This window comes from Prosthecobacter sp. (genome assembly GCF_049294395.1).
In the GTDB taxonomy this organism is placed as follows: Bacteria; Verrucomicrobiota; Verrucomicrobiia; order Verrucomicrobiales; family Verrucomicrobiaceae; genus Prosthecobacter.
In genome coordinates, this window is sequence record NZ_JBAQCR010000280.1 from 58,747 (window position 1) to 85,027 (window position 26,281).

Here is a 26,281-nt window from a genome sequence, read left to right on the forward strand (position 1 = left end):
GGAGCCGCACTGCCCACACCATTGATGAGCAGGCCGCCCATTTCATTGGTGTTGCGCGAGAGGATGCTGATCGTGCCTCCACTGATGCTGGCCGAGGTGCGGACACCAAATGTATCAGCCCTGCCAGGGACGACAGTGGCGGTATTGATGTCGACGACGCTGGAAACGGTGGAACCGGCGAAGGTGTTGGTCAGCGGATTCGCACCCATGGAGGTCACAAATCCAATCACAGGATCGTAGCGGACGAAGCTCGCGGTTGCATCCGTGCTGGAGGCCAGACGCAGGATGGACGCGGCGGTCACCTCGGCATTGATCCCGGAAACAGTGCCTAAGTTGTTCAGGGCTGCGAGACCCGCGACGGTCGTGGTGCTCTGACCGAGGATGGTCGTCCCGAGGACGCGTGCGTCCGCACCGGCAGTGTTGCCGACGTTGCCATCCACTCCAGGAACAATCGTGAGAACGCCGGATCCCACGCGGGCGAGAGTGGTGGCGGTGATCTGAATGTCATTGCCCATCTGTGCGTCGAGTCGGAGGTAGGCCGCTCCTGTGAAGTTGACGGCCGGAATGACGAAGGCTGCGCCTGGTCCGTTGGTGTTCACACGGAGGGAGCCGCCGTTGATGGTGACAGTGTTGGCCGCACCATCACCGAATGGAGTACCCCCTGTTGCCTGAGTCATCACCGTTGCGCCGTTGCTGATGGCGATGCTGTCATGAAGATTGAGGCCGGTCTGGTTGCCATTAAGAATCGCCGTGCCACCTCCATTGAAGGTCAGTAGGCCAGTATTGTTGCCGGTAATGCCGTTGATGATCAACGTCTTGCCCGCCTTCACACTGATGCTGCCTGCACCGGTCATGGTGATGACACGATTCGTGGTCATGTCTTCAGTAACTCGCAGAATGCCGCCGTTGAAGGTGATGCCGCCAGGGGTGACGTTCAGACCACCCGTTGAGCCAAGGTTTGCATCGCTGCTGATGCTCAGGATACCCGCGTTGATGGTGGTGGTGCCGAGGTAGGTGTTGCTGCCGCTGAGCACCAGGGTGCCGAGGCCGGTCTTTGTCAGGCCCGTCGGCGCACCAACGTAGGTGAAGTCGCCGCTGATCACGCCAGAACTGGTCAGCGTGGTCGAGGCACCCACGTCGATCGTGCTGGTCTGGATCAACTGCATGTTATTGGCAACCGTGAAGTTGCGGTCCCAACCGGCAAGCGTGCCGGAGTTGAGGAGGATCGTGCCCGGAATGACTCCAGTGCTGCTGAGGGCCAGAGTACCCTGGCTGATGGCGATGCCGTTGGAACTGTTGCTGGCATTGGTCAGGCGCAGGATGCCCACCCCGGTCTTGACCAGGATGGAGGCTCCGCTGATGGCGCCGGAGAGCGTGACGATGCGGTCCGTACCCGCGATGCTCAGAGCACGATAAGTGGCCCCGGAGAGGTCCACGGCACCCGTCAGGATCAGATCCGTCTGGCCGAGCGGACCTGCGCCGATGAAGGCATCGGCGGCAAAGGCACCCTGCAAGTTGCCCGAGCCTGCAAGAGCAGTAAGAACACCACCGGCGGAGAAATTGATGTTGTTGGCCAGCGTGAAAGGCTGACGCAGAATGATATTGCCCGTCGTACCCAGGCCTCTCTGGTTAGGCTGCAAGGTACCGCCATTGAAGGTGATCGCACCCGTGCCAAATGCGTTCGCATCGCCGATCTGCACGACGGCGTTGCCGTTGATCGTGGTGCCACCGCCATAGCTGTTGGCCGTGTTGAGCACCACGGTGCCGCCGTTGCCGATGAGGTTCGCACCCGGGGTGCCGGTGACCGCGCCGATCACGACCGAGTTTCCGGCACCGGTCAGAACTGCACTGTTGATGTTCAAGATGCCGCCGCCCGTGCCGAGACGATAGACGTTGCCCGTGCCGGGGGTCAGCGTTGCCGCCGTGTAGGCACCGCTCAGTGTGGAACCGAGAAAGAGCTTCGTGCCCGCCTGGCTCACCGCAGTGTCGTAACCGCTCACATCAATCGCGAGTGTACCATCGTAGTTCGGGTTGGTCGAATTCCACGTAACCGTTCCAGAAGCGCCCGCATAGGCCAGGCTCAGAATCCCAAGACCGTTGATATCCGTGTTCACGGTCACCGAACTGGCGGTGGCCAGATTGCTTGGGCTGATCACCCGCAGCACTGCGCCCGGGTTGACCACCACAGCCCCGGTCGTCAGGGCGTTGTTGCCAATGCGCGCCTCCAAGGTGCCCTGCTCAACCGTGATGGCACCCGTGTAGGTGGACGTCCCGCCCAGCATCAAAGTCGCAGTACCCGTCTTGGTGATCGAAGGCGTGGTGCCGGAGAAGGCACCAAGCACGTTCAACTGGTTGAACGTATAGATCGTCGTGCCAGTGGTGCCATTCACCGTCAATCCACCGAAAATGGTGTTGGTGTTGCCACCCTGAATTGCGAGGGCGGTGCTGCCTGCCGCCATCGTCACAGCCCCAATGGCAGTATTGCCAACCGAAGCGTGCAGGATGCCGTTGGCGCTGAAGTTGACGGCATTCTGGACGAAGACGTTCGTGGCACCATTGAGGTAGGAGCCGCCATTGAAGTTGAGAGCGGGGCCTGCGGTGTAGGTGGAACCTCCCAGGCCATACTGCGTGGTGGTCGCGAGCCAGCCATCATTGATGGTGATCGGCGCGGTGAGGGTCGGATTGCTGGTGGCGCTGATGACCAGTTGGCCAGGACCAGATTTGGTGAAGGTGTTGAATCCGCCTCCCGCTGCGAAGGGTGCACCCAGGGTCATGGCGATGCCACCATTGCCAGCGAAGTTGTTCTCCACCGTGATGGTCGGGTTCGCCGTGCCAAAGGTGATGGTGCCGTTCAAGGTCAGATTCTGAGCCGAAACACCAAAGATGAGCTGGGTGTTGACGGTGATGTTGTTGGCGATGGTGCGCGCAGCTCCACCGGCGAGGATCTTGGCCCCGTCGGTGATGACCAGATTGCCCAGACCGACCGGACTGGCCGTGATGGTGGAACCCACGGTGTTCGGCGTGCTGTCAGCACCGAAGATCAAGGAACCGGAGGAGAGCGTCGTGGATGTCGAGCCCGCGACGCCAAAGGTGTTGGCCCCCGCGAGGACCACGCTGCCCGTGCCGGCCAGATTCAGGACGTTGGAAGAACCTGTTCCGGAAACGATGGCGTTGACGATCAAGCTGTTCGGGGACAGACCGCCCGTCGTGATGGTGCGGGTGCCGCTGTTCAGATCGACGGTGCCGGCAATGGTCGGCGTGAAGCTGAAGCTGTCGTTGTTCGAGATGATGTTGCCGCCGAGGGACAGCAGGCCGCCAGTGGTGACGGTCGGTGTCGCCGCCCCGCCAATGTTGTTGAAGGTCAGCGTGCCGGCCATGGTGTTGGCACCAGTGTAGGTCAGCGAGGAGCCCCCGTTGAGGTTGATGTTGGTGGCGTTGGCGATCTGACCAGCAGCGCTGATCGTGACTGCCGAGTTGTTGATCGTGAGTCCGCCTGCGGAAGGAATTACCGTCACGGCGGCCGCGCCGGCGGTATTGACCGTGGTGCCGTTGATGACCGTGCCGCCGCCATACGTGTTGGCCACCTGCGGGGCCAGCGTGACCGTAGCACCGCCCGAAATCACCAGCGCGGTGGATCCACCAAAGATTTGGGAGTTGATCGTGAGCGTGTTGGCGGTGTTGGTGATGAAGAGCTCTCCCGTGGCGCTCAAGGCACCGCGCGCACCGGCCCCAGTCGCGCCGATCGACGCGCTGGCACCGCTGTGCAGCAGGCCACCACTGACAAGAGTCAGCCCATTCGTCGTCAAGTCGGACGTGAAGGTCAGTCCAATCCCCACCAAGTTCAGGGAATTGATAGTGTAACCTGCGACGACCGGCACTGCACCTGCGGCAGTGAGGCGGTAGTTGCCCGTGGCGGTGGAGGCTCCCGGCAGCGTCGTGCCGGTATACCCCGCATACCCAGTCTGGTTCAAGGCACCCACACCGGTGGCACCAACATAACTGGCGAATTCCGTGCCACCCGTGATGGCCCAGCCGCCGATGAGGTTTTGGGTCAGCGCTGGAGCGCTGCCATTGATGTTGGTCAGGAAGATCGAGGAGGTCGCGATGCCGGCAGCCAGGGGCTGGCCCAGATTTGCACCGGTGAAGTTGACCGTGCTGCCAGCCGTGCCGCGCACGAGGTTGGTGATCGTGAGCTGGGCATTGCCCACAGGAGAAGCGTTGGTCGCATTGATGACATTGAAGCCACCCGAATTGGCTCCGCCCTGAAGAGTGACAGTACCGACGGTGGCGGCGCTCTGCGCACCCGCGTAGGTCAGCGTGCCGCCTTGGAGGGTGATGCCATTGACCACTCGGTTACCCGTAAGAAGGTTGGAGGTGTAGAGGCCGGTGTCGTCCAGCGTCAGGGTGCCGAACAAGTTGGTCACAGATGAGGAGCCGCTCAACCGTCCCTGATCACGCAGGGTTAGCCCACCCCCGCGGATGATGGTCGCTCCGAAGTAGGTGTTGTCGCTGGTGAGCGTGGTGGTGGAATTGCCAGACCGGGTGAAGGCCAAATTGCCTGTGATGGTGCCTGCAAAAGTGCCTCCAGGGCTCGCCGTGAGAGTGGCAGCCGTGAGGCTGGAGTTCGTCACGATGCCACCGGTGCCCGCAAGAGAAGTGGTGGTGTCCAAAGTGCCGATGGCCTGGTTCTTGCCGAACAAATCCAGCGTGCCTCCACTGACACGCACGGACTGGAGAGTCGGCGTCGTGTTCGTCGCGATCACCGTCAGGGTGTTGTCCACCCCGCTGTTCAGGGTGAGCAGGCCGTCATTGATCGTGGTCTGGCTGTTGTTGGTGAAGAACTGCTGCTTGTTGATGCTCATCGCACCCGCCCCGGCCTTGATGAAACCGTTGCTGCCCAGCACCTGGGCGTTGAAGTCGAGAGTATTGCCAGTGTCGAGCTGATGAATGATGAGCTGATTGCCACCGGACTGGATGAGGCCGCCCGTGAAGTCGGTGCCGCTGGCGTTGAGGACAAGGATGCCGCCACTGCCGAGGTTAAGGATGGCTTGATCGCGGATCGCGTTCAGGGCGGTGGGACCCTTGATCGTCAAACTGTTCATGGTCACCGAGCCGAAGAGCTGGGTGCTGTTAACCGCGACGTTGGAGTTGGTGGCAAAAACGCGGAAGAGGCCTGGAGCGAGTTCGCTGGCCGCGAGCGGACGCACACCACCGATGGCGGAATACGTGGCAAAGGCGGTTCCATTGCCAGTCGCGCTGGCGTCGGCAATGGTGTCCACGCGGATGCTGATGGTGTTCGATCCGTTGCCGCCCCCACCCCCGATGAAGCCGTTGCCCATGTTAGGGGCAAACAAATTGGCCACGCCAGCACCTGGAGCGCTGCCCAGGTTGTCCCCGCGCACGAGCAAGGAACCACCACCGGAAAGTGAGGCGAAGTTGCCCGCATTCAAGGTCAAGGACTGGGCCGCATTGGCATCCAAGGTCAGGATGGACCCACCGGAAACGACGTTGATGGCGCCCACGGTGCCGAGGTTGATCGTTTCCACCGTCGCCGCACCGGCGTTGCCGATGATCTTGAACTCACCACCCTGCAGGGTGATGTTGCGCACCAAGCCCGCGCCGACAGCGAAGTCGGTGCCGCCAAGGCGGTTGTTCAGATTAGTGCCGCTGTTGTCAAGGATCAGCGTCCCACCCTCAAGAACGGTGTAGGTTGTGAACTTCGTGCTGCCGGCTGCGCCGCTCAGCACCGAAGTGCCTTGGGAGGTGGTGAAAGTACCGATGCCCATCGTGCCAGTGCCAGCGGCGCTGTCGATGGTCATGGTGCCTGTGCCTATCTTGTTCAGGTTGAAGTTCGTGCTGGTCTGGTTGGCGGAGCCGAAGCGACCTGAGAAAATGAAGTTGCTGTTGTCGAAACCGGTCGCCAGGGTGGAAGCAGCAGCGTTGTTGGTCACCAAGCCCGTGCCGGTGATGGAACCGGTAACCACATTGGTGTTGTTGATGTCCAGCGTGCCGCCCGTGGCGAGGTTGATGTTCGAGAATCGGGACAAGCCGTTGGTCGCACCGGAACGCAGGGTGCCGTTGTTGACCTGGGTGATGCCCGTGTAGTCGTTCGCAACATTGCTCAGCGACAGAATGCCGGCTCCTTCCTTGATGAAGGTGAAGGCTCCCGTGTATTTGTTGCCGAGTGTGGCAACGACCGCAGGGCTTTCCACGGTGATCGTCGGCGTTCCAGCGCCGAAAGTGATCGCGCCGTTGAGGGCGAGATTGTTCGAGGAAACACCGCTGATGATCAGGTTGTTGCCCGCGAGCGAGATCGCATTGTAGATCGTGGTACTGACACCGGTAAGCTTGAGGCCGGCGGCAACCGAGAGCGTGCCAAGACCGAGCGGACCACCGGTCTTGAGTCCTGAGGCAAGCGTGTCATTGGCACCGATGATGATGGAACCAACGTTGAGGTTCACACCACCTGCGAAGGTGCTGGTGGCGTTGCTCAGAGAGAGCGCGCCCGCACCGGTCTTGGTCAGAGTCCCGTTCAGAATCTGAGCGGAGATGTTCAAGTTGTTCAGCGAGAGACCAGACGCGTCCACGGTGCGGGTGCCGCCATTGAAGTCCACGACCCCGGCGATGGTCGGCGTGAAGCTGAAGCTGTCGTTCACCGAAGTGATGTTGTTGTTCAGCGTAAGGGTGCCGCCGGTCGTGATGGTCGGCGCTGCAGTACCACCGGTGTTGTTGAAGGTGATGGTGCCGCTGAGGGTGTTGGCGCCCACGTAGGTCAGCACACCACCGCCATTGATGACAATGTTACCAGCGCTGGCGATCTGGCCTGCATTCGTCGCCATGGTCACCGTTGCATTGTTGATGGTCAGGTTGCCAGGAATCTGCGCAACGGATGCAGCCCCCCCCAGGGTCAGCGTCCCCTGGTTGACGATGGTTCCGCCGCCGTAAGTGTTGGCCACCGTCGCGGCCAATGTCAGCGTCGACCCACCATTCTTGACGAGGGCGACTGAGCCCCCTGTGATCTGGCTGCTGATCGTCGAGGCCGCGTTCGTATAGACAAAGAGTTCGGTGCCGCTGGTCGTGAGAATGCCCCCTGTCAGCGTCGTGGCCGCACCGAAGAGCAATCCACCCGAGGTGAGGCTGATGGTTGTCGCAGCGGTTTGGGTGATGGTCGCTGCTGCGCTGACGCGGAGGGAGTTGATCGTCTGCGCAAGGGCCGTCACATTGGCAGCGACGGTCACGTTGCTTGCCCCTGCAATTGAGGCCGTGCTCAGTGCAGTGGTCACATAGGCACCGTAACCGGTCGTGCCAACTGCTCCGACACCACCCTGAGTCGCACCTGGTGTGACATAACTCGCGAAATCGGTTCCGTTCACCGTGGCCCAGCCACCGAGGATGCCGTTGACGAGAGCGGGAGCCCCACCATTGATCTGCGTCAATTCGATTCCGCCGGATCCAATGGCAATGACGCCGGCGGAGGCACGCTGGCCAAGGTTGAGATTGCTGCTGGTGAAGTTGACGCCTGATCCGGCGCTGCGGACGAGATTGCCGATGGTGAGCAAAGCTGTGCCGGTATTGCCCGGAGTGGCGGTGATGGTGGTCTGCCCCGCCTGGACAGTGACGGTGCCGAGGGCTTCCGCGACCGTCTGGCCTTGCACACCCGTCAGGGTGATGGTGCCGCCTCGGGTGCTCACGGCATTCCCCAAATCAACGCGTCCTCCAAGGTTCGCAAGATTGGAGTTGTCCAGATTCAGGGCGCCAAATTCAAGGTTCAATCCAGCGGTGCTGGCAAGCGTGGCGCTGTCGCGCAGTTGCAGCGTGCCGCCACGAACGTTGGTGGCTCCGGTGTATGTCTGCGCCGTGGTGAGCAGTGTCGTGTTGTTCCCGGAACGAGTGAAGGCAAGGCTGCCCCCAATGACGCCGCCAAAGTTGCCACCACCGGTGGAGGTCAGCGTGGCTGTGCTGGCGCTGGTGATTGTGCCTCCGGTGCCGGGGAGGATGTTGGCGCTGGCGAGAGTTCCTACCGCCTGATTGCGACCGTTCAAGTCGAGGGTGCCACCATTCACCGTCAGAGCCTGCGTTCCCACCGCAGCAGCGGTCTGATTGACCACGATGGTGTTATCAGCCGAACCATTGAGGATCATCATACCCTGATCCACAATGTGCGTGCCGATGGTGAACATCGAAAGATTCATGGTGAGCGTGCCCGCGCCCGCCTTGGTGAATCCGTTGGCCGTGTTGATGAGGTAGCTGTTAACCGTCAGATCGCCTGGCGTATGCGCCCAGAAGTGGGATCCACCACTGGAGATCTGTCCGCCGCTGAGGCCGGTGTTCCCTGTTTTGGCCAGAAGAGCGATGCCGCCCAGCGTCAGGATGCTGCCAGTGTTATAGCCAGTGGCACCACCACCGCTCTCAAGCGTAAGAACGTTGATGGAGTTCGTGGTGAACTCCTGTCCGCCGGTAAGGGTTAGGTTCGCGTTGGTGACAAAGATCGAGTTGATGTTGGAAATCGACTCGTTGGCGGCAAGCACTTGGAAACCAAATCCGGGTGTGTAAGTGGCAAAGGAGGCGCCCGTGCCTGTGGCCGATGTATCGGCTAGCGTATCAGAACGAATGCTGCGGTTGGCGAGACCTGGGATAGCCCCACCGCCGCTGGATACCACGGTTCCCGAGACGAACACATTCGCCACACCTGCTCCGGGAGCCGATCCGAGATTGTCCCCTCGGATGACAAGCACGGTACCGCTCGTAGTCAGGGCCGGGATGGAGGCAAAATTAACCGTGGTGGAGCCAGAACCCGGGATCAGTGTAAGAAGGCCGGCACCCGATCCAATCGTCAGCGCATTCAGCGATTCGCTCGTGCCTGCCGCGTTGCCGATCACCATGAACTCGCCACCGGCGATCGTCAGGCCCTTCAACAGGCCACCGAGACGGTTGTTCTCGTTGGTCGCGCTGTTGTCGAGGATGAGCATGCCGCTCTGGTTGACCACGTTGGTGGTGAAGACCGAACTGGCGGTGCCAGAGTAGATGGCCGCACCACCATTGATGGTAAAGTTTCCGGTGGAGGTGCTGTCACCGCCTGTGAGAGCGAACGAACCGGCGCCGATCTTGGTGACGTTGAGGGTCGTAAGAACGCTGTCATTGTAGCCCAGGAAACGGCCGTTGAAACTGGTGCCGGCGTTGTTCAAGCCGAAGGTCAGTGTGCGGGCCGTGCCAGAGTTGTTGGTAATGTCCCCTGCACCGGAAAGCTGGCTCAAAATTTGATCGAAGTTGTTTAGATCCAGGCGGCTGGTGCCGTCTATGTTGAAAGTCGAAGCATAGGGGATCGCATTGGTTGCACCGATGAAGATCGTGCCAGCGCTCAGGGTTGTGTCACCCGTGTAGTAGTTGACGCCATCAAGACGGACTCCGCCATTGCCCAGCTTGGTGATGCCGCCTGTCGTTCCGATCATGGTCGGCAGAATCAAAGCGAGTGTGGAATTGGCCGTGCTGGTTGCCGTAATGTTGTGGTTGCTGCTGCCGATGTTCATCAGACCGCTCGTACTGACGCTGAATGTCGGTGCGCCGTTTGATTGCCCGACGGCTGAAGTGATATCGCCGGTCAGCGTCAATGTGCTGCCAAAGGTCACCGCAGTGTTGGTGGCGGCCCCGGTGGCGGCCTGGGACAGAGTCACCGTGGTCGAGTTGGGGATGGCGGCGATGGTGGTGCCCGCTGGAATGTTGGTGCCGGTCACAGGCATGCCAACCACGAGACCATCGGAACTGCTCACGGTCAGCGTGGTGCTGCCGGCAACCGTGGTGGAGTTGCCCCCGGTGACGCTTGCCGTGCGGACGGTGGCAGCACCGTTGGCACTGGTGGAATCAAAGATGAAGTTGTTAAGGCTGCTGTTGCCCCACAGGTTTAATGTACCACTGCCATTGATCGTGATGTTGGCACCCGTGCCAATTTTGCCGCTCTGTCCGACATTGTAGGATAGCGTGGCGTTGTTGATCAAAATCCCGCCTGCGGCTGGGAGAACCACCGTCCCGTTCGTGCCGGAGAGCGTGGTCGTGGTGTTGATGACGGTGCCTCCTGTGTGGGTGTTCGTACCGGCCAGCACAAAGGTGCCACCGCTGGGGCCGCTGAGCACGAGGCGGGTGTTTCCTCCACCAGCGTTGTCCACAATGGTCGAGTTTACGGTGAGAGCGTTTTGGTTGTTGGTCAGGAAGAGTTCCTTCACCCCGGCACCCACACCCGCGCTAAGACGGCCGGAATTCACCGTGGCACCGATGTTTCCGTCGAACGCACCCGACTTCAAAAAGCCGCCGGACGTCAGGTTCAATGTATCCGTGCCCGTCGTGAAGTTGATGCTTTGAGCGGCGGTATTGGTGAGGAAGTTCAACGAGTTCAGTGAGTAGACCCCATTGGTGGTCGGAACGCTGAAGCTGTTGTTTGCCAGCCTGATGTTCTGTGTGGCGCCTCCCGGTGCCGCAGGGAAGGCAGTTCCCGTGTAACCAGCGTAGCCGGTCTGGTTCAGCGCACCCACACCGGTGCCTGCCAGATAACTGGCAAACTCGGTGCCACCCACGATGGCCCAGCCGCCAATGATATTGTTCGTGAGCGTCGGGGCGGTGCCAAATTTGATCTCCGAATTGCCTGCATTGAGGGAGATGCCAAGGTTGCTGCCGCTGAAATTCAGCACCGAATTCTGATTGCGCGTAAGGCTGGTGAAAGTCAGCAGCGCTGAACCGCCAGAACCGACGGTTGACCCCACAAACGACATGCCTGAGTTCACCGTCAGGGCACCGAGATTCTGCACGGAGTCCAAACCGTTGCCACTGAAGTATTGGAAGCTGGCCGCCTGGAGCGTGACAGGAACCACACCGAGGCGGGTCAGACCCACCAATCCGCGATTGTCCAGGTTGAAAGTGCTTCCGGTCAGAACTTCCACGGCCGTGGTATTCTCAAAGGTGCCGCTGTCGATCAAGGTCGTGGTGCCACCGCGCAGGCTGGTGGTGCCGGTGAAGCTGTTGGCATTGGTGAAGATGGCCGTGTTGTTGCCGGACTTCACCAGGTTGATATTGCCATTGATCGAGCCGCTGAAGCCCGCGCCATTGGCGGCAGTCGTGGTGCCGCCGGCAATCGTGAAGAGTGCGGTGGTGCCGCTGCTGTTATTGATCGTGCCACCCATGCCCGCGAGATTGCTGGCGCTGCCGAGAGTATTCACCGCCTGATTGTTGCCGTTCAGTTCAACCGTGCCGGAATTCACCTGCAGGCTGTTCGGGCCGCCAATGGCATTCACGAAAAGCGTGTTGGCTCCTCCGTTCAAGCTCAAGGTGCCATTGTTGACCGTGGTCGTACCGGTGTAGAATTGAGGACGGTTGAGGTTCAACGTGCCGAGCCCCCCCTTGGCCAGACCACCACTGCCGGTGATGCCAGCTGAGAAAGTGGTGTCGCCGTTGGCATAGATGAACCCTGGAGCAGATCCAAAGGCCACGAGCCCCCCGGAGATTCCCCGATTGCCCGCCTGGGCAATGATGCCGCCGCTGGTGATGGTGAGAGCCGTGTTTTGCGAAATAGGTCCTGCGGCCTGTGTGCCGCCGTATTGATTGAGCGTCAGGCTGTTGATTGTCGTCCCGGTGATGAACGCACCACCGTTCTGGTAGCCCATGGCCACGTTGGTGGTGGCACCCGAGCTTAGGAAGGGTGCGAGTTCCGCTGCGGTAAGTGCGCGGAATCCATTGCCACCGACGGCACCCGCCGCTCCCCCTGCACCGACATACGTAGCGAAAGAGGTGCCAGTGCCAGTCAAAGACGTGTCCACGATAATATCAGGACGGATCGACATCGTTGTCGATCCAACCGCACCAGCGCCACCGATTTGGACCGGAGCTGTGCCAGTAAATGTGAAGTTGGCCACGCCTGCACCTGCAGTGCCACCAAGATTCGTACCACGCAGCAAAAGTGAACTGCCCGTGGTGACAGCACCAAGAACACCACCATTCAGGACCGTTCCCTGGGTGCTGGTCGGTGTCAGATTGATGGTGCTGGCACCCGAGGCCATGGTCACCAGGCCGCCCTGGATCGTCAGGGCCGAGTTAAGCGGAACCGTGGCGGCCACACTCAAGGTGAGCGTATTGGTGGCTTGGTTGATCGCCGTAATGGTCGTGTTGGCAGCAATGCCGGTGCCCGAAATACCCATGCCCACAACAAGATTGTCCACATTCGCAACCGTCAGAGTAGTCGATGCAGACGTCGCCGCACCTGACGTCCCTGAGATCAGCCGGCCCAGCGACTCGGTAGTGCTCGCCGCGCTGTTGCCGATGAGGGTCAGCGTTCCGCCGTTCAGAGTGAGGCCGACGCTGTCCGTCGCCGTGTCCACCTGGCCGCCGAGGCGGCTGTTGACGTTGGTGCCGGAGTTGTCCAGCACCAGCGTGCCGCCATCCAGAACATTGTTCGTGGCAAAGAGGCTGTTGGCCGCGCCGCTGTAGGTCAGGGTGCCCTGCCCGGCCACCAAAATGCCGGTCGAGGTGCTGGTGCCGGTGAGAGTCAGATTCCCGGTGCCCATCTTGATCACGTTCAGCGTATTTGGCGCTGCCGCACTGAAGGCGGCAAAGGAACCGGCGAACGCAGAGTTGGTATTGTCATAACCGACCAGCAAAGCCCCGGCCGTGCTCGCCGCGTTGGTCACCGTGCCGCTGCCGGTGATGGAACCGAAAAGCGCGCTGGCTCCGTTGAGATTGAGATAAGAAGTGGCACTGGCGAGGTCGAGACGCGAATAGCGGGCTCCAGCAAACGCACCCGACGGGTTGGCGGTGATGGCGATGGTGCCAGCACTGACAGTGGTGTTGCCGGTGTAGAGGTTCTGCGCCTGGAGGCCGAGGACTCCCGCGCCAGACTTGGTGAGGCCTGCTGTGCCGAGCATAGCCGCCTGGATGTTCAGCGCCGGCAGGAGGGCGGAGACATCCTGACCATTCCATAGGGTGGAAGCGACGTTGAAGGTGCGGTTGCTGGCGCCCAGATCCACACGGCCTACGATCTGTGCAATCGCCCCGGGATTGCTGGAGGTGACGTTGACATTCCCGTTCAAGAACAGCGTTCCGCCGAAGTCAGCCCCACCCGCCACCACGTCACCTTGGTAGGAACTGATGAGCGCGCCCTGATTGCCGCCGTTGTTGTTGATGTTGAAGCCCGCCAGCGTGTTGTTCCCCGCGAGCAGGAGAAAGCCGGGGCCGTTGATGGTGACGACATTGTTCGGGTCAATCTGCCCGCCATTCACATCGACAGTGATCCGGGCATCCGTGCCGTTGACACCCCCGTTGATGATGACGCCATTGGTGGAGTAAGGGATCGTGATCACGCCGGCAGCGCCGTCGAGGCGAAGATTGCTCTGATCGACAATCGTGCCGCCGCTGTAAGTGTTTGCCGCAGTCAGGCTGAGGGTCCCGGCGCCAGACTTGACCAATGAAACCGTGGCCGTGCCCGCATTCATGGCACGGGCATCAAAGGTATCCACGATGACCGAATTGATCGTGATCGTGTTTTGATTGTTGTAGGTGATAAGTTCGGTGTTGCCTGAAAGTGCGCTGGCTCCGGCAGTCAGGATACCGCGGTTGGTGGTGGTGCCGAAAACGATCGCGCCGTTTTCGTTGGTTTTTAGGATGCCGCCCAAGCCAAGATTGAGGTAATCGGGACCACCAGTGGTCGTACCGTTGGTGAATGTGTAATTGACCGTCGCCGTTCCAGAAGAGCGCAGACTGCCGATGGTCGTGTCTGCGGCAAGGGCGACGCTGGCGCTGTTCGTAGATATGTTGGTCGGCAGGTTGTTACCACTGGCAAGGGCCGCCGCGTAGGGCTGATAACCGGCCTGCCCCATCGCCCCGATGCCAAGATCAGGGATGTAGCTCGCGTATTCGCCATGATTGGTAATCGCCCAGGCACCAATGCCGCCGCCCGTCAATGTGGGAGCGCTGTTGATCAGAATGGTCGGATTACTGCCGATGGTACCAAGGGTTCCAACAGACGCCGCGATGAAAGTGCTGAAATTGACGGTCGCACCCGAGTTGGCGGGGCGGAAAAGGTTGTTCAGGGTGAGAACGGATGAACTGACCCCGACGTTGCCATGCTGCACGGTGATGGCAGAAGCACCTTGGACAAGTGTCACATCTCCGAGGGTTTCGGTGGATGCCATCTGCGCACGTCCAACGTAGTTCAGCGTACCGCCACGCAGGTTAATCGCGGCTGCGTTGTTGATACGATCGTTGTCATTGATGGTTCCGACGTTGTTGTCCAACTGAAGAATGGCATAATTGATGTCGAGGTTGCTGGTGCCGGAGAAGCGGGCACCATCACGCATTGTCGTGGTGCCGGCCGCGATAAGGATGTCACCAGTGGTGTTGCTGTCGGAAAACAGCGAAAGCGCCACGTTTGCGCCGGTCTTCTGGAAGGCGACAGCGCCGGTGATGTTGCCGGAAAAGTTTCTGGCAGCATCCAAGTTCTCGACAAACGTCGATCCTGCGACGCCCGTGATGGTCCCGCCACCATTGACCACCGCGCCCACGTCAAACAGACGCGATGTCTGGGCCGTGCCGTTCAGGTCGAGCGTCCCCCCGAAGTTGATGTTCAGGAAGTTGTTGAAGTAGATCGTATTGTTACCGCCAGCCATCTTCAGCGTGCCCTGGTTGATGACGGTCTGGCCACCGGCGACGTTGCCCGCCACGCCCGTGATCGCACTGGCCGTCGGCGCAAGTGTCAGGATGCCGTCGCCCGCTTTGATAAAGGCGATGTTGCCGTTGCCCTGGCCGTTGCCGCCCTGGAGCAGGCTGGTGATGGTGGTGTTGTCCGTGGCCAGGCCGACGGTGTGGATGATGAGAGGAGCACCGCCCGCAGCATAGGAGAGGACACCGCCGCTGATGCCTGCATTGCCCGCCTTGGTGAGGATACCACCGCTCTGGATCGAAAGAAGGTCGAGGGACTTCATGGTCACACCACCACCGCTTTCCAGTGTCAGCGAGTTGATCCTGCGAGTGTCGATGGCGGCCGGGGCCGTCGTCAGGCGGACGTTGGTGTCCACGGTCAGCGTTGCCACCATTTCCGTGCTGGTGTTCAGCGCACGCAGGATCGCTGTGCCAGTGCCCGCAGCAGCGGCTGCGGCATCCGCAGTGGCGAAGGACACGCCGAGGCCTGTGGCGCTGTTATCAACGAGTGCCCAGGGAACAACGCTCTTGTTCGTCGTGCCGGTTGCCCCGGTCTGACCCACAAACGTATATCCGGCACCGGTTGCTGCAATCGTGGAAACACCGGCACCCGCCGCCGTTCCAAGATTGGTGCCACGGAACAAGGCGGTCGCACCCGCAGGAACCGTCGTGTTATTGATCGTTGTCGATGGGTTGTTCGGGAGACCCGTGACGAGGTTGGTCCCGCCTGCGGCGGACGTGACCGTAATGATGCTCTGACCACGGGAGAATGTGGGAACAGCGAGCGTTTCCGTGACCGTGGTTCCGCCCCCGATCAAGTTGAAGTTCCCGCTCGTGAAAGTGATCGCCCTGTTGGAACCTAAGCGGTTGGAAAGAACGCCTGCCGAGTTGTCAATGGTCAGCGTGCCACCCGGGTTGATCGCAATCGCTCCGGTGCCACCGACAGCTCCCGCCGCACCCGAAATTTCGAGGACGCCCTTGTTGACCGTGAGCGTTCCGACAAACGCAGCGTCAGCCACATTGATCGTCGTCTTCCCGGTGCCGATCTTCGTGAGGTTCGTGACCGCAGCCGCCAGTCCGGTCCCGCCAATGATGATGTTACCAGCACCAGTGGTCGTCAGCGCAAAGGCCCCGGCCACTCCGCCTGAGAGCGTCAATGTTCCAGCGTCGGAACCAATGGCCGAAGCCGAGGCCATCGTGATGGTTCCGGCGTAAGTGTTGCTGCCGGAGACGTTTTGCAGCGCACCACCCGTGTTGATGCCCGTGTTGTTCAGGGTCAGCGCCTCAGATGCATAAGTGATGCCAGCACCGCTCAACTGCAAAGCCGCACCGATGAAATTGCCCACCGTCGTGGCCCCGGCTGTCGTGCCCAGTGCATTGACATCGGAAATATTGAGCGCACCGGCATTGATCGTGATCGTACCCGCAAAATTCTGGCTGGCGCTGATGCCCAGGGTGCCGTTGTCGGCCTTCACAAAACCCGTCGCGTTGGTGATCGCGTTCACTCCCGTCAACGTCAACGTCTGACCTGCCACCACTTCGACGACGTTGTTGGCCGCCGTACCGTTGGCAAAGCTCATCGAACGAGCACTGCTGATCGGAGTGGAGCCAATGGCACGCAAGGTCGCCGTGGTGCCGTTGAGTGTGACGGTATTGGCGGCGTTGCCCAAGGCAGCGTCGCTGCTGAACGCAAGAATGCCGCCAGTGACGCTGATGTTGCCGGTGAAGTCATTGGCGGCGTTCGTCAAAACGATCGCGCCCGTGCCCGTCTTGGTCCAGTTCTGGTTGCCCGAGACCTGACCACTCAAAGTCAGGCCCTGAACCACATTCGATCCGGTCAAGGTGCTGACGCTGATCGTGGTTGAAGCCTGATTGATGTTCGTCAGACCCGTGATCTCCAGCCCATAACCGTTGCCCGGGGCCACCGTGAGCGTCGTGCTGGCCGCCGTCCAAGACAGGGAGTTCATCTGGATCGTCTTGTTCAGCGCAGTCGATCCCGGGAAGCCCGCCAAACCAGTGCGGTCAGGGGCGATGGCGCTGCTGCCCGCAATACTCAGGTCGTCGCCAAAGGCAATGCTCTGACGATCACCATAGCCGGAGCCGTTGTCGCGGAGCGACAGGGTCGTGCCGCTGGCCAGCGTGATGGTATTAGCCGCCCCGCTGTTGAGAGAAGCCGCCCCCGCAGCGACAAGGGTGCCGCTGTTGACACTGACGGTTCCAGTGAAACTGTTGGTGCCAGCCAATACGGTCACGCCATTGCTGCTGCCAGCCGTGTTCCCTGCGATGACCAAGTTCTTGGTGCCTCCGCTTTCAGAGATGTTGCCAGAAAGCGTGAGCAGACTGGTCGTGTTGGCCACCGCGTTGGTGATGTTAAAATCAGCGCTGCCCGTGCTGGCAAGGATGATGTCCGTGGCGATCAGGTCATTCGCCGTTGCCGCCGCTGCCTTGGAAAGCACCGCCGCCAAGGCTCCGTTGTCAAAGGTCAGCGTGCTGCCATTGCCCGACTGCAAGGTGTAGCCAAAGAAAGCGGTGGTTGGATCTCCAATATTCAGCGTGCCGGTCAGGGCGCTGATGTCCAGATTGATGATTTGCGCCGCAGTAAGATTCGCAGTGAGGTTGATGACGTCCCCTGCAACATTGGCAGGCACACCGCCCGTCCAGTTGCCCGCAGTGTTCCAAGTAAAGGGACCGGCACCAGTCTGATTCCAAGTATAGGTGGCACCCTGTGCGACGGGTCCTGGCAGCCATGTTGCCATCAGGCAAATCATGAACCATCCAAGGAGTTGGCGGTGGTGGCGTAATGTCTTCATAATGGATAAGGAAAAAAGTTAAAACAACCTCATGTCTGCCCTCACAAATACAGCGACGCAGCTGCACGCATTCTCTTCGAAAGAGGTGCGGCTGCTGCATTCTTTATTTCTGCGCAGGGTGTGGTTGGAGGCATCTAAAGGTATTCTTTGTATCAAAACACAATGAACCCTTACCAGCCAAGCTATTTTTATCCTTTCGCAAAAAAAACTTAACTCGCTGAAATTCAGCATTTTAAGTTATTCACAATACCCTTTCAAAGGATGGTCGTAATTCCTAATAAATGAGAACCAAGCGAGACCCTTTCTCAAAAAGCCCATAAAAATACCAGCATTTACGGTAAATCAACCACTCACCCCAACCTCCACCTCCCTCATTCCTTTACCGCGTATCCCCGACAGGAATCGAACCTGTATTTAGAGTTTAGGAAACCCTCGTTCTATCCATTGAACTACGGGGACAACTGATTATCAGTATATTACACTGATTACCTCGCTGGATAAGGCCGAAGTAAGAATGAAAGTAAGAATACGTCCACCCATTTCCACTATTATACCAGCCTGTCCATTGTCCAGTGGAACGGCGGAGATTGCGCCAAAGAGGGCCAGCGATTCGGGATTGATCTGGAATCCGGCGAGGCAGTGAAGCCGGGGCGAACTGGAGACATGGCGGCAGAGTTGGAACGCTTGAGCTTGCGGCGGGCGATATAGCGTAGCGCTCAACTCATCCCCTTATGGTGCAAGAGGCACCGCAAGCTGTAGAAGCCCGTCCGTTGTCCAGTGGAACGGCGGAGATTGCCGAGATCACACTTAACCCAGGGGTGGAAGTTCGACAAAGAAGCCAAGTGCAGTGAGCTGATCCCGAAAAGCAGCGAGCACCTCTGAAAAGTGCTGGAACTTCGAAGCCTGATCTGCCGAAAGGGCTGCCAAAAAATTTGCGGGTGGCGTATAGCCAAAGTGCTGCTGATACGCCTGAACGCGCTGAACCACGGCGTCCAGAATGGTGGGGTTATCTCGCGCGGGATTCCGGCCCGCGCCCCCACACAGCCAATCGGTGTAAGCTTTTCCACCCTTTGAATCATCACAGGGCTGGCAAGCAGGGACCATATTTCCGAGACGCGTAGCGCCGCCAGATGTAACGGGAATGAGATGATCCCACCGCTCCACGTGCTCGCTGCCGCAATAAATACAGCCACGGATTCCGACGTGCTCAAAATATTCTGCGGCCTGCCGTAGATGATCGGTCCGAAACTCTCGGTCGAGCAGGTGCTCCTTCATCGCGCGCTGAAGCATGTATAGGCCGCGCGCTGCCGTCATCTTGTTGGGTGCCTTGCGCACAGACTGTTTTGTTGTCATATTGCGCAAACTTAACCCCGCCCCTCTTTTCTGCACGAACTTCCCGGATGAACCGTTTTTCCGCCTTGGAACGGCGGGGCTTGCCACAGCAGGGGTAAACGATTATCCTCTCCATCATGTCCACCCTGACACTCGATCAAACGACCCCGTTTGCCAGCCTCCTTTCGGCTGGCGAGGTGGTATTCGTGGTACAGGGTGGCAAAAAGCTGGGCGTCTTCATCCCGACCGCACCCAAGCCGCAAAGCATCCCCCTCCCTGACTTCCGCGCCCGACTGCGTAAAACTTGGGGCAGCCGCGTTTTCAGTGATGCCGAAGTGAAGGAGATGCGCGAGGCGGAGCTTGAACACTGCCACGGCTGATGCACTGCGCGGACACGTCCTTTCTGTGCTCGCTCTACCGGCAGCAAACCCATTCAGAGCAGGCCATTGCCACGCTTGAGGCCATCGGCGGGCCGATTGTGATTTCTCCTCTGCTGGCCTACGAGTTCCGCCAAGCAGTGCGCTTTCAGGTGTTCCTGCGCTCCCGTGACGCAAAAAAAGGCTATCTGGAAACGGAAGCGTTTTCTATGCTGGCGCAATTCGACAACGATCTGGAATCCGGTGTGGTCATTGAAGCCGGAGCGGACTGGACAGAGGTAGCGGCAGAGGTGGAACGATTGAGCGAACGGCACACGATGCGGCGCGGCTCCCGCTCCTTTGATCTGCTTCACATCGCCACGGCCCTAAAATGGGAAGCCACGGTATTTCTGAGCTTTGACGGCTTGCAGCGTGAGATTGCGGCGGCGGAAGGACTGAGCGTGCTGCCAGCGATGGCTTGAGTCAGCCCACCACCACAGCCGCTCTACCTTCTGACATGACAACAAAGAAAAAAAGCAACGGGATCAAAACTAAATCGGCGCTCCTGCCCCCCCTCGCTGGCGATGGACATCGCTAACCTTTCAGAAATAGTGCAGGCAAAAGAGGCGCTTTACGCCTACCTCGCTTTGCCGGATGCCGCCGCAATTGCCAGTCGTATGCACCCTGCTAACTCTGCGAGTGAAGCGGTGAAATTGATTCTGGATGCGAAGAATGAAGCGTGGCGCATTCGCCTCGAAATGGCAGAAGATTGGGACGAAGCCACGATGGCTAGAGTTGATTCGATGCTGGATACGGAGCTGGGGAAGGTTCCCTATGAACAGCGCAAGCTTCATCCCATCACCGGACCGTTGATGAGCGCACGTTTCCCAGACGGTGCCTTCGTTAAGATGCGAAATAAAGCATTGCAAGAATTGCTGAAAGAGAGGGAGGAAGAAGAGGCAAACAGGAAAGAGGCCGCAAAAATCACCGGGAAACCAGCCCGGAGCAAAGGCGGGACGAATGCTACAAAAAACCGCGAGGGCGCTCTGATGGTTCGATGCGTCAAAAGATATGTGGAATTGGCAGAAACTGAAAAGAAGTCCATCTGCCTAAAGTCCGCCAGAGAGTTCCAAACGACTGAACGAATCAAGAAGGAGCGCTTGACCGAATTCCTGTGCACACTCGTCAGCGGGTTGAATAATTCTCTCAGTGATGAGGTGATCTTGGGAATCTTGAACGATTGCAAAACGATGCGGAGGAAAAGGCCAAAGGGAAAGACGTGGGGAGAAGCGGAACCGGAAGAGGTGCCTGAGAAGCATTTTGAAAATGTCGAACTGCCAGCCGTGTCCGAATGCATGAAAACCCTGAGAGATGCAGTCCAGAAAAAACACGGATGGACGAAATTGGATTGACATAGAATTTAACTTCTTGAACCGGCTGTGGCGTGAGTAAACACCCCGTGGGCGGCATGGCAGCGTGGCCCTGAATGAAGCCAGCGTGAGGAATTACCAAAAAGGGCAGCGCCAGCGTGGCAAGTGGTCTGTTTTTCAGACGGCGTAGCGTGACCTGCTCAACAGGCCAGCGTGAAAGTTCAGATTTCATACTGGTCTCGTTATGATTAAACACGAGAAAGCCCAAGCCGTAGCCGATGCAAAATCGGTTTCCACCATTCGCCTCCAACCACGCTGGCTTCGCCCGGATGCCGCCGCTGATTATTGCGGTTTGTCCCGCAGCAGTCTTTATGAGGAAATGGGGGCGGGAAACATCCGCTCGTACCGCGTGGGAGGCTGCCGTCTCATTGACCGGGAGGAACTCGACCGTTTCATTTCCAGCCATCCCGAGAAAGGTAGCACCAACCTCCAGTAACCCCCCGCCGCCTCCTTGGAGACAGCGGCGAAGGAATCGCCTCAAGCATCAGCGCAGGCGCTCCAATGCAGGCTGGTACAGGGAAGCGCAGCAACCGCTCTCCGCGTGGAATACACACTTCATCCAGCACCCGCCCCCGATGCGATAGAACAGCGCATCGTGCCACCGTCTTCGTGCAATCTCCGCCAAGGTGGAGGGCGCAAAGACCGCCACGGCTGGACAGAACAGAAACGACGATCAAACCGCACTCGCCTTGACTCACTCCGCCAACTCATCAAGACCTGCGTTACCATTTGGTACCCTGTCAAGGCGACACTAGATCAACTCAAAGGCTTCAACGCCTGCATGCGCGAGTTCTGCAAAGAGAAACGAATTCCAGCACGCTCAGTCTGGGAAGGGCCGGGAAGGCATCAGCACATTGCTCTCGGCATCGAACACGATGCGGACATTCAACGTGCGTGGGAAGCTCGATTGAAAAAGCGATGGCTCAAAGCCTTTGACGAGCCAATGCCAACAGACGCCTTTCTTTGGAAGCCTGATATTGAGCCGGAGAAGATCGCTTCGTATCTATCCAAGACCCGAAAATTTGGAAAGACGGTCAAAGGCGCATGGCCGTGGCTGCGGTTCAATCCTGTCTGGGAAGTAGGTTTCCGGCAGCATTCACGCCCCTCGGAAAAACAGAGGGGAAAAAACACCTCACAGTATAGTGCGGAAAAGAAGAGGGAGATTCACAGGCAAGCCCGGAAAACAAGGGGATACCACCAATCCGCACAAACGTCGGAAAAAGAGGGGGAAGATGAATGCTCCCCATGCCCGATTTGCTGGACTCGCTGGGGGCGCTCCTTGTGGCGGAGATCATGCATTTGTAACGGCTCTGTTTCACTGAGAATCCATGGTCTTCCCCACCGCATGGAGGAACACGCTGCCTAATCTTTGAACCGAAAAACCTCCAAATGGCCCGAACACGGACGGCCACCAAAAAGGGGCGCGTGCCATCTCGGCACGTCGAGCCAAGGCAGCCGACATTCGCCCCGATTGGCGCAGGAACAAATCTGGTTTGAGCAGGAAGGCCGAAAAAAACCCGCTGGACTCTTATGGAAATTATAAGACATTATCCAATCCGTGCCAACCGCGCCCCCCAAATATCCTCCCATGAATAATACACGCTCGCTTTGCAAACTCCTTGTCATAGCCGCACTAATCACCTGCCAGCTACCCGCACTCGCTCAAGACAAGATCGAGGGGGCGTTCGGAAAAAAGCTTGGAGAAATTTTCAATCCAAGTTCAGCAATAGGCAAAGGCGAACTCACGGATGGTACCGTGATGTATCAGTTCAAACCGGAAAAGCCGTTTCGCTCGCTCAAAACATATTACGTTCTAATTTCTCCAACCTCGAATCAAATTTATTCCATCTGGGGCATAGGCTCCACAGCGAACGCGGCAACCGGCAAACAGGAGCAAGCCGTTCTGATGGAATTGCTCACGCAAAAATATGGCAGCTCTGAAAAGGAAGGAATCACTGACGCGCTCTACGACAGGAAACAAATCTCCCAAGGCCCGCGACAAATACTAACAAAGGTTACTGGTTTCAGCGATGTAACAATTGAAATCCGATATACCGACATAGAGCTTGCGGCTCTTGCCGAGAAAGAGCGGTTGGTAATTGAAGCCGGAAAGGCAAATGGCGCAGGACTCTAGCCCCCTCGCTGATGAGATGTGTGAATGCGTCATGAGTCCTTGTCTGAGACGATGGAGCGAGGTTTTCGTGGTCAGGCCGAATTCGGCCTCACCGTCTGTTCGGGCAGAATTACCCGAATAAAGCGAATGAAATCGCCCCTTTTGAAGGCGAGGCCAAATTCGGCCTAGCCGTCAACCAGCCTGCCAATTTGGAGCAGCCACAGGCACCACGTGCGGCGCTGAATCCGTCAAAAAGTGGGGTGATTGATGGTTGTGCAATGAGCACGCTGGCACCCGCTGAAAAAAACCCGTCAAGACATCCACGCCACCACCCGCCCCCAGCACCATGAAAACCCGCCTACTGCTTGCCGCCCTCGTGGTGGCCTTTCTCCCATCCTGCGCAGAACTCGCAGAATCGGCCCGCCTTGAAAAGGCACGCCGTGCCGCCGCCCGCGAATCGGGCCAAGCCACCAAAGCGATGTACCGCGCTGAAAAGGACTACAACGCCGGGCGCATCACGTACCCCGAATTCGTGGCCGTCTGCCAGCGCCAGCGCGTGGCCTTCGATTCACATATCGCCGCCAGCGAGGCCGCAAATCCGGCCTATAAGCGGCAGGGCTTCGCGTACCTCCAGTGCATGAACACCGCCGCCCGTTTCAGCACTTACTAAGCCATGAGAAACAAACCAGAAACCATCTCAACCGAACGCCTCTGAAACAAGTTCTGGAAAGTTCACGCCTAACCCATCCGCAATCTTGAGCAGCACCCAAAAAGTAGGGCATGCATCGTCGCTCTCAAGGTGCGTGATCGTGGTTCTCGCCAAACCGATTTGCGCCGCCAGTTTGTTCGCTGATATGCCTTTGCGCATGCGTTCACGCTTCAGGAGAAGAACGAGTTTCCGTTCGCGGGGATCAAGTTGAGATGGACGCGCCATCAGCAATACAAGCTGTGCTAGATCGAAAACACCTTGGCATCATAATGCCACCCCTCTAGAGTACGGGCTATGCCTGAAAAACTCTATTATATTCAGAAGGATGGAACCGAGCTGGGGCCGCTGAGCTTTGCACAGATGCGCTCCTTGTGGGGCCGTGCCGAAATCACGGTGCGAACCTCATTTCGGTATGAAAAGGAAAGCATCTGGCGACCTGTGGCACTTCTGCAAAGCGAACTAGACCAACCGCAAGCAACGGCCCCCGCTCAATCAGCACAAAAAAAAGGAGCCAAAAAGGCGGGTGATAATGACAAAAAAGGCTGTGGATGCCTCATTCTAGGAGTGGCCTTTTTGATCTACATCGGGAATACCACAAAACCGAAGGATACCTCTATTTCTGTTCCTACCAGTTCACAACAAAACACCGTTGCATCCTCTCAACAATCCGACTCGCCTAAAAAACGCCCGCCCGCCTTGAGCATCCCTGAGAAGAGCGAGCAGGCGCGCACTCTGCCTTCAAGCAACGGCGGCAGCACTGGCAATCGGGACCGGCTGGGTAAAACCATCGAAGGACAAAACTGGTATGGAGCCTCATCAAAAGAGCTTTTCGAGAAGTTGGTGCAATACTCCGTTCAAGGAGATTCAGCCGCATACAAAAAGTTGATGCTCGCAGGCTTGCAGACTGGCGACACGACCTTTTTCAAAGACCACGAAAAAGTGCTTATCATGGATACGGCGCTCTTTTCTGGCCTTGTGAAGGTCAGAAGAACAGGGGACGTGGCCGAATTCTGGACGAGCTTAGAGGCGGTTAAGTAGAATCCTTCGACATTCGTTTTCTGCTTCGATGAGCCCTTTTAGCGAGCGCCGGGCCAACAAAACCAACGTTCTGCTTACGCTGCCGCGCTGGCCTGCTTCCAAATTCGCGGTGCCTTGGCTACGACTCGCGCCTGTGCGCTCGTATCCAAATGCACATAGCGGCGGTGCGCTTCATCGGTGGAATGCCCGCTCATGGCCTTCGTGACGGCTTCTGGCGCGTCGGAGTTCGCCAGCCGTGAAATCATCGTGTGCCGCAAGGAATGGAAGCTCAGGGCGCTGAAACGGCGGCCCTTGCCCTTCCGGGCCTCGCCTAGCTCGCGGTCAATGCCTGCCTTGTCCAGCAGCCGGGCAAACGCATTCGACAACCCGCCAGCGCTGCCGGATTTTTTTCCATAGAGCGACGGAAAAAGCGGGGCGTCCTTTTTCATGGGGATGGTCAGGCTTTTGAGATAATCCCGCAGATCGGAAGCCATCACGACAACGGTTTCGCGTTCAGTGGCGCGCTGCTTCCGGTGCGCCGTCTTTGCCTCGCGGAATCGAAGCAGCTTCCCGCCTTCGATGTTCTGGCGCGAAAGATTCGCGGCATCGTTCAAACGAATACCAGTGTGATAGGCAAAAAGGATCATGCCCTGCCATTCGGTGTCTGCCACGGAGAGCAAGGCTTTCACCTGCGCATCTGTGAACGGGCGGCGTTCCTCGCTGGTAGCGCTGGCGAGTGGCTTCACGGCCTGAACTGGGTTGGAGAGAATGACCGCCTTCCGGCGCGCATCCTCGAAAACGCCGTTGAGTACTTTGAGCGCAAAGCCTGCGGTGCCCGCTGTCTTGCCCGCCTTCATTTCCGCATCACGGAAGGATTCGACCTCCTGCGCGGACACACTGGCAATGCGGGCGTTTGAACGTGCCTCGCCAAGATGGGCAAGAAAGCCATCGAAAATAGGGCTGTAGCGTTTCAGCGTGCCGTCTTTCGTCCCGCGTGCTTCCAAGCTGGCAACGTAGTCTTTGAAATGCTCGCGGGTGGAACGGGTGTCCAGCCCTTCCCCGTGCGTACGCTCCATGAGATCATTGAGCATCTTCACAGCGGCGGCGCGGGTGAGTTCTGCCCCCTTGGCTTTCTTGGCGGCTTCCTCGAACGCCTCCGCAGCTTTCAGCGCCAGCTTTCGGTCTTCCAGCTTCGTTGAACGCTTCGCCTGTTTGCCCGTTTCATCAGTGAAGCATGCCGTCCAAAAGGGGGATTTGGGGTGTTTCCAGACAGAGGCCATATTCGATGCCGCAAACGGTAAGAATAAAAGTAAGAATGTCCACCCTTGTTTTCAGGCGTCCATTTTCGTCTTTTCCCCAGTGAAATGATTTCCCGAACAGGGGAGGATAGAAACCCTCGTTCTATCCATTGAACTACGGAGACGACGAACGCACCCCACGTTTCCACCGGTTCCCGCCAGGATTCAACTCCCGAATGCAAGTTGCAACCATCTGCAACATCCTCCCCTCCCCCACGTTTCCCGCCTCCCTTATATAAACCCAACTCGCCACCCATGACTCCCCACCCCCTCTCACGCCGCCACTTCCTCACCACCACCGCCGGCCTCGCCGCCAGCGCCTTCACCGGCCCCAATCTCCTCCTCCGCGGCCAGGACACCGCCTCCAAGCGCCTCAACCTCGTCCAGATCGGCGCCAACGGCAAAGGCCTCGCAGACACCGGCATGGTCACCCTCAATCACAACATCATCGCCATGGTCGATGTCGACACCAAGCGCCTCGATGAAGCCGCCAAAAAGCGCGAAAAGCATCACCTCGACTCCTCCCAGCCCGCTCCCCCCGCC

Annotated in this window: 13 protein-coding genes and 1 tRNA gene (1 of these 14 cut by a window edge); 9 read left to right on the forward strand and 5 right to left on the reverse strand. The window is 58.7% G+C overall.

Going from position 1 to position 26,281, the window contains the following annotated elements; genetic code table 11:
* The 3 genes from WAW39_RS19165 to WAW39_RS19175 form a co-directional block, all read right to left on the reverse strand.
* On the reverse strand, positions 1-17,483 hold the 5' portion of the coding sequence (locus WAW39_RS19165; RefSeq protein ID WP_422320773.1) for a beta strand repeat-containing protein. 17,161 nt of this gene lie to the left of the window's left edge; 17,483 of the gene's 34,644 nt are visible here — the first part of the coding sequence; its start codon is at positions 17,481-17,483; the stop codon falls past the left edge of the window.
* A gap of 387 nt (positions 17,484-17,870) precedes the next feature.
* Positions 17,871-17,942, reverse strand: a tRNA-Arg gene (locus WAW39_RS19170).
* A 348-nt stretch (positions 17,943-18,290) separates the two neighbouring features.
* On the reverse strand, positions 18,291-18,836 hold the full coding sequence (locus tag WAW39_RS19175; RefSeq protein ID WP_422320774.1) for an HNH endonuclease: 546 nt from the start codon (positions 18,834-18,836) through the stop codon (positions 18,291-18,293).
* A gap of 116 nt (positions 18,837-18,952) precedes the next feature.
* Here WAW39_RS19175 and WAW39_RS19180 point away from each other — a divergent pair, with 116 nt between their 5' ends.
* The 7 genes from WAW39_RS19180 (at position 18,953) to WAW39_RS19210 (ending at position 23,384) form a co-directional block, all read left to right on the forward strand.
* The gene (locus tag WAW39_RS19180; protein WP_422320775.1) at positions 18,953-19,195 is read left to right on the forward strand and encodes a hypothetical protein; all 243 of its coding nucleotides are present in this window, start codon (positions 18,953-18,955) and stop codon (positions 19,193-19,195) included.
* Positions 19,195-19,653, forward strand: coding sequence for a type II toxin-antitoxin system VapC family toxin (locus WAW39_RS19185; protein WP_422320776.1), 459 nt, complete (start codon positions 19,195-19,197; stop codon positions 19,651-19,653). Before WAW39_RS19180 ends, WAW39_RS19185 begins: the two co-directional genes overlap by 1 nt.
* A gap of 102 nt (positions 19,654-19,755) precedes the next feature.
* The gene (locus WAW39_RS19190; protein WP_422320777.1) at positions 19,756-20,583 is read left to right on the forward strand and encodes a hypothetical protein; all 828 of its coding nucleotides are present in this window, start codon (positions 19,756-19,758) and stop codon (positions 20,581-20,583) included.
* A 202-nt stretch (positions 20,584-20,785) separates the two neighbouring features.
* Positions 20,786-21,037 (forward strand): helix-turn-helix domain-containing protein, encoded by a 252-nt coding sequence (locus WAW39_RS19195; RefSeq protein ID WP_422320778.1) that lies wholly within the window; start codon positions 20,786-20,788, stop codon positions 21,035-21,037.
* Positions 21,038-21,142: 105 nt separating this feature from the next.
* Positions 21,143-21,967, forward strand: a complete 825-nt coding sequence (locus WAW39_RS19200) for a hypothetical protein (protein ID WP_422320779.1) — start codon at positions 21,143-21,145, stop codon at positions 21,965-21,967.
* A 222-nt stretch (positions 21,968-22,189) separates the two neighbouring features.
* Positions 22,190-22,735 (forward strand): hypothetical protein, encoded by a 546-nt coding sequence (locus WAW39_RS19205; RefSeq protein WP_422320780.1) that lies wholly within the window; start codon positions 22,190-22,192, stop codon positions 22,733-22,735.
* A 325-nt stretch (positions 22,736-23,060) separates the two neighbouring features.
* The gene (locus WAW39_RS19210; RefSeq protein WP_422320781.1) at positions 23,061-23,384 is read left to right on the forward strand and encodes a hypothetical protein; all 324 of its coding nucleotides are present in this window, start codon (positions 23,061-23,063) and stop codon (positions 23,382-23,384) included.
* 27 nt (positions 23,385-23,411) lie between these two features.
* Here WAW39_RS19210 and WAW39_RS19215 read toward each other — a convergent pair whose 3' ends face one another.
* Complete coding sequence (locus WAW39_RS19215; protein ID WP_422320782.1) at positions 23,412-23,648, reverse strand: helix-turn-helix domain-containing protein; 237 nt, start codon at positions 23,646-23,648, stop codon at positions 23,412-23,414.
* A gap of 69 nt (positions 23,649-23,717) precedes the next feature.
* Here WAW39_RS19215 and WAW39_RS19220 point away from each other — a divergent pair, with 69 nt between their 5' ends.
* Complete coding sequence (locus tag WAW39_RS19220) at positions 23,718-24,461, forward strand: DUF4339 domain-containing protein (protein WP_422320783.1); 744 nt, start codon at positions 23,718-23,720, stop codon at positions 24,459-24,461.
* Positions 24,462-24,535: 74 nt separating this feature from the next.
* On the opposite strand, the gene WAW39_RS19225 is transcribed toward WAW39_RS19220, so the two are convergent.
* Positions 24,536-25,720: a tyrosine-type recombinase/integrase gene (locus WAW39_RS19225; RefSeq protein WP_422320784.1), complete on the reverse strand. Its 1,185-nt coding sequence runs from the start codon at positions 25,718-25,720 to the stop codon at positions 24,536-24,538.
* Positions 25,721-25,993: 273 nt separating this feature from the next.
* Here WAW39_RS19225 and WAW39_RS19230 point away from each other — a divergent pair.
* On the forward strand, positions 25,994-26,281 hold a 288-nt coding region (locus tag WAW39_RS19230), incomplete at its 3' end, for a twin-arginine translocation signal domain-containing protein (RefSeq protein WP_422320785.1).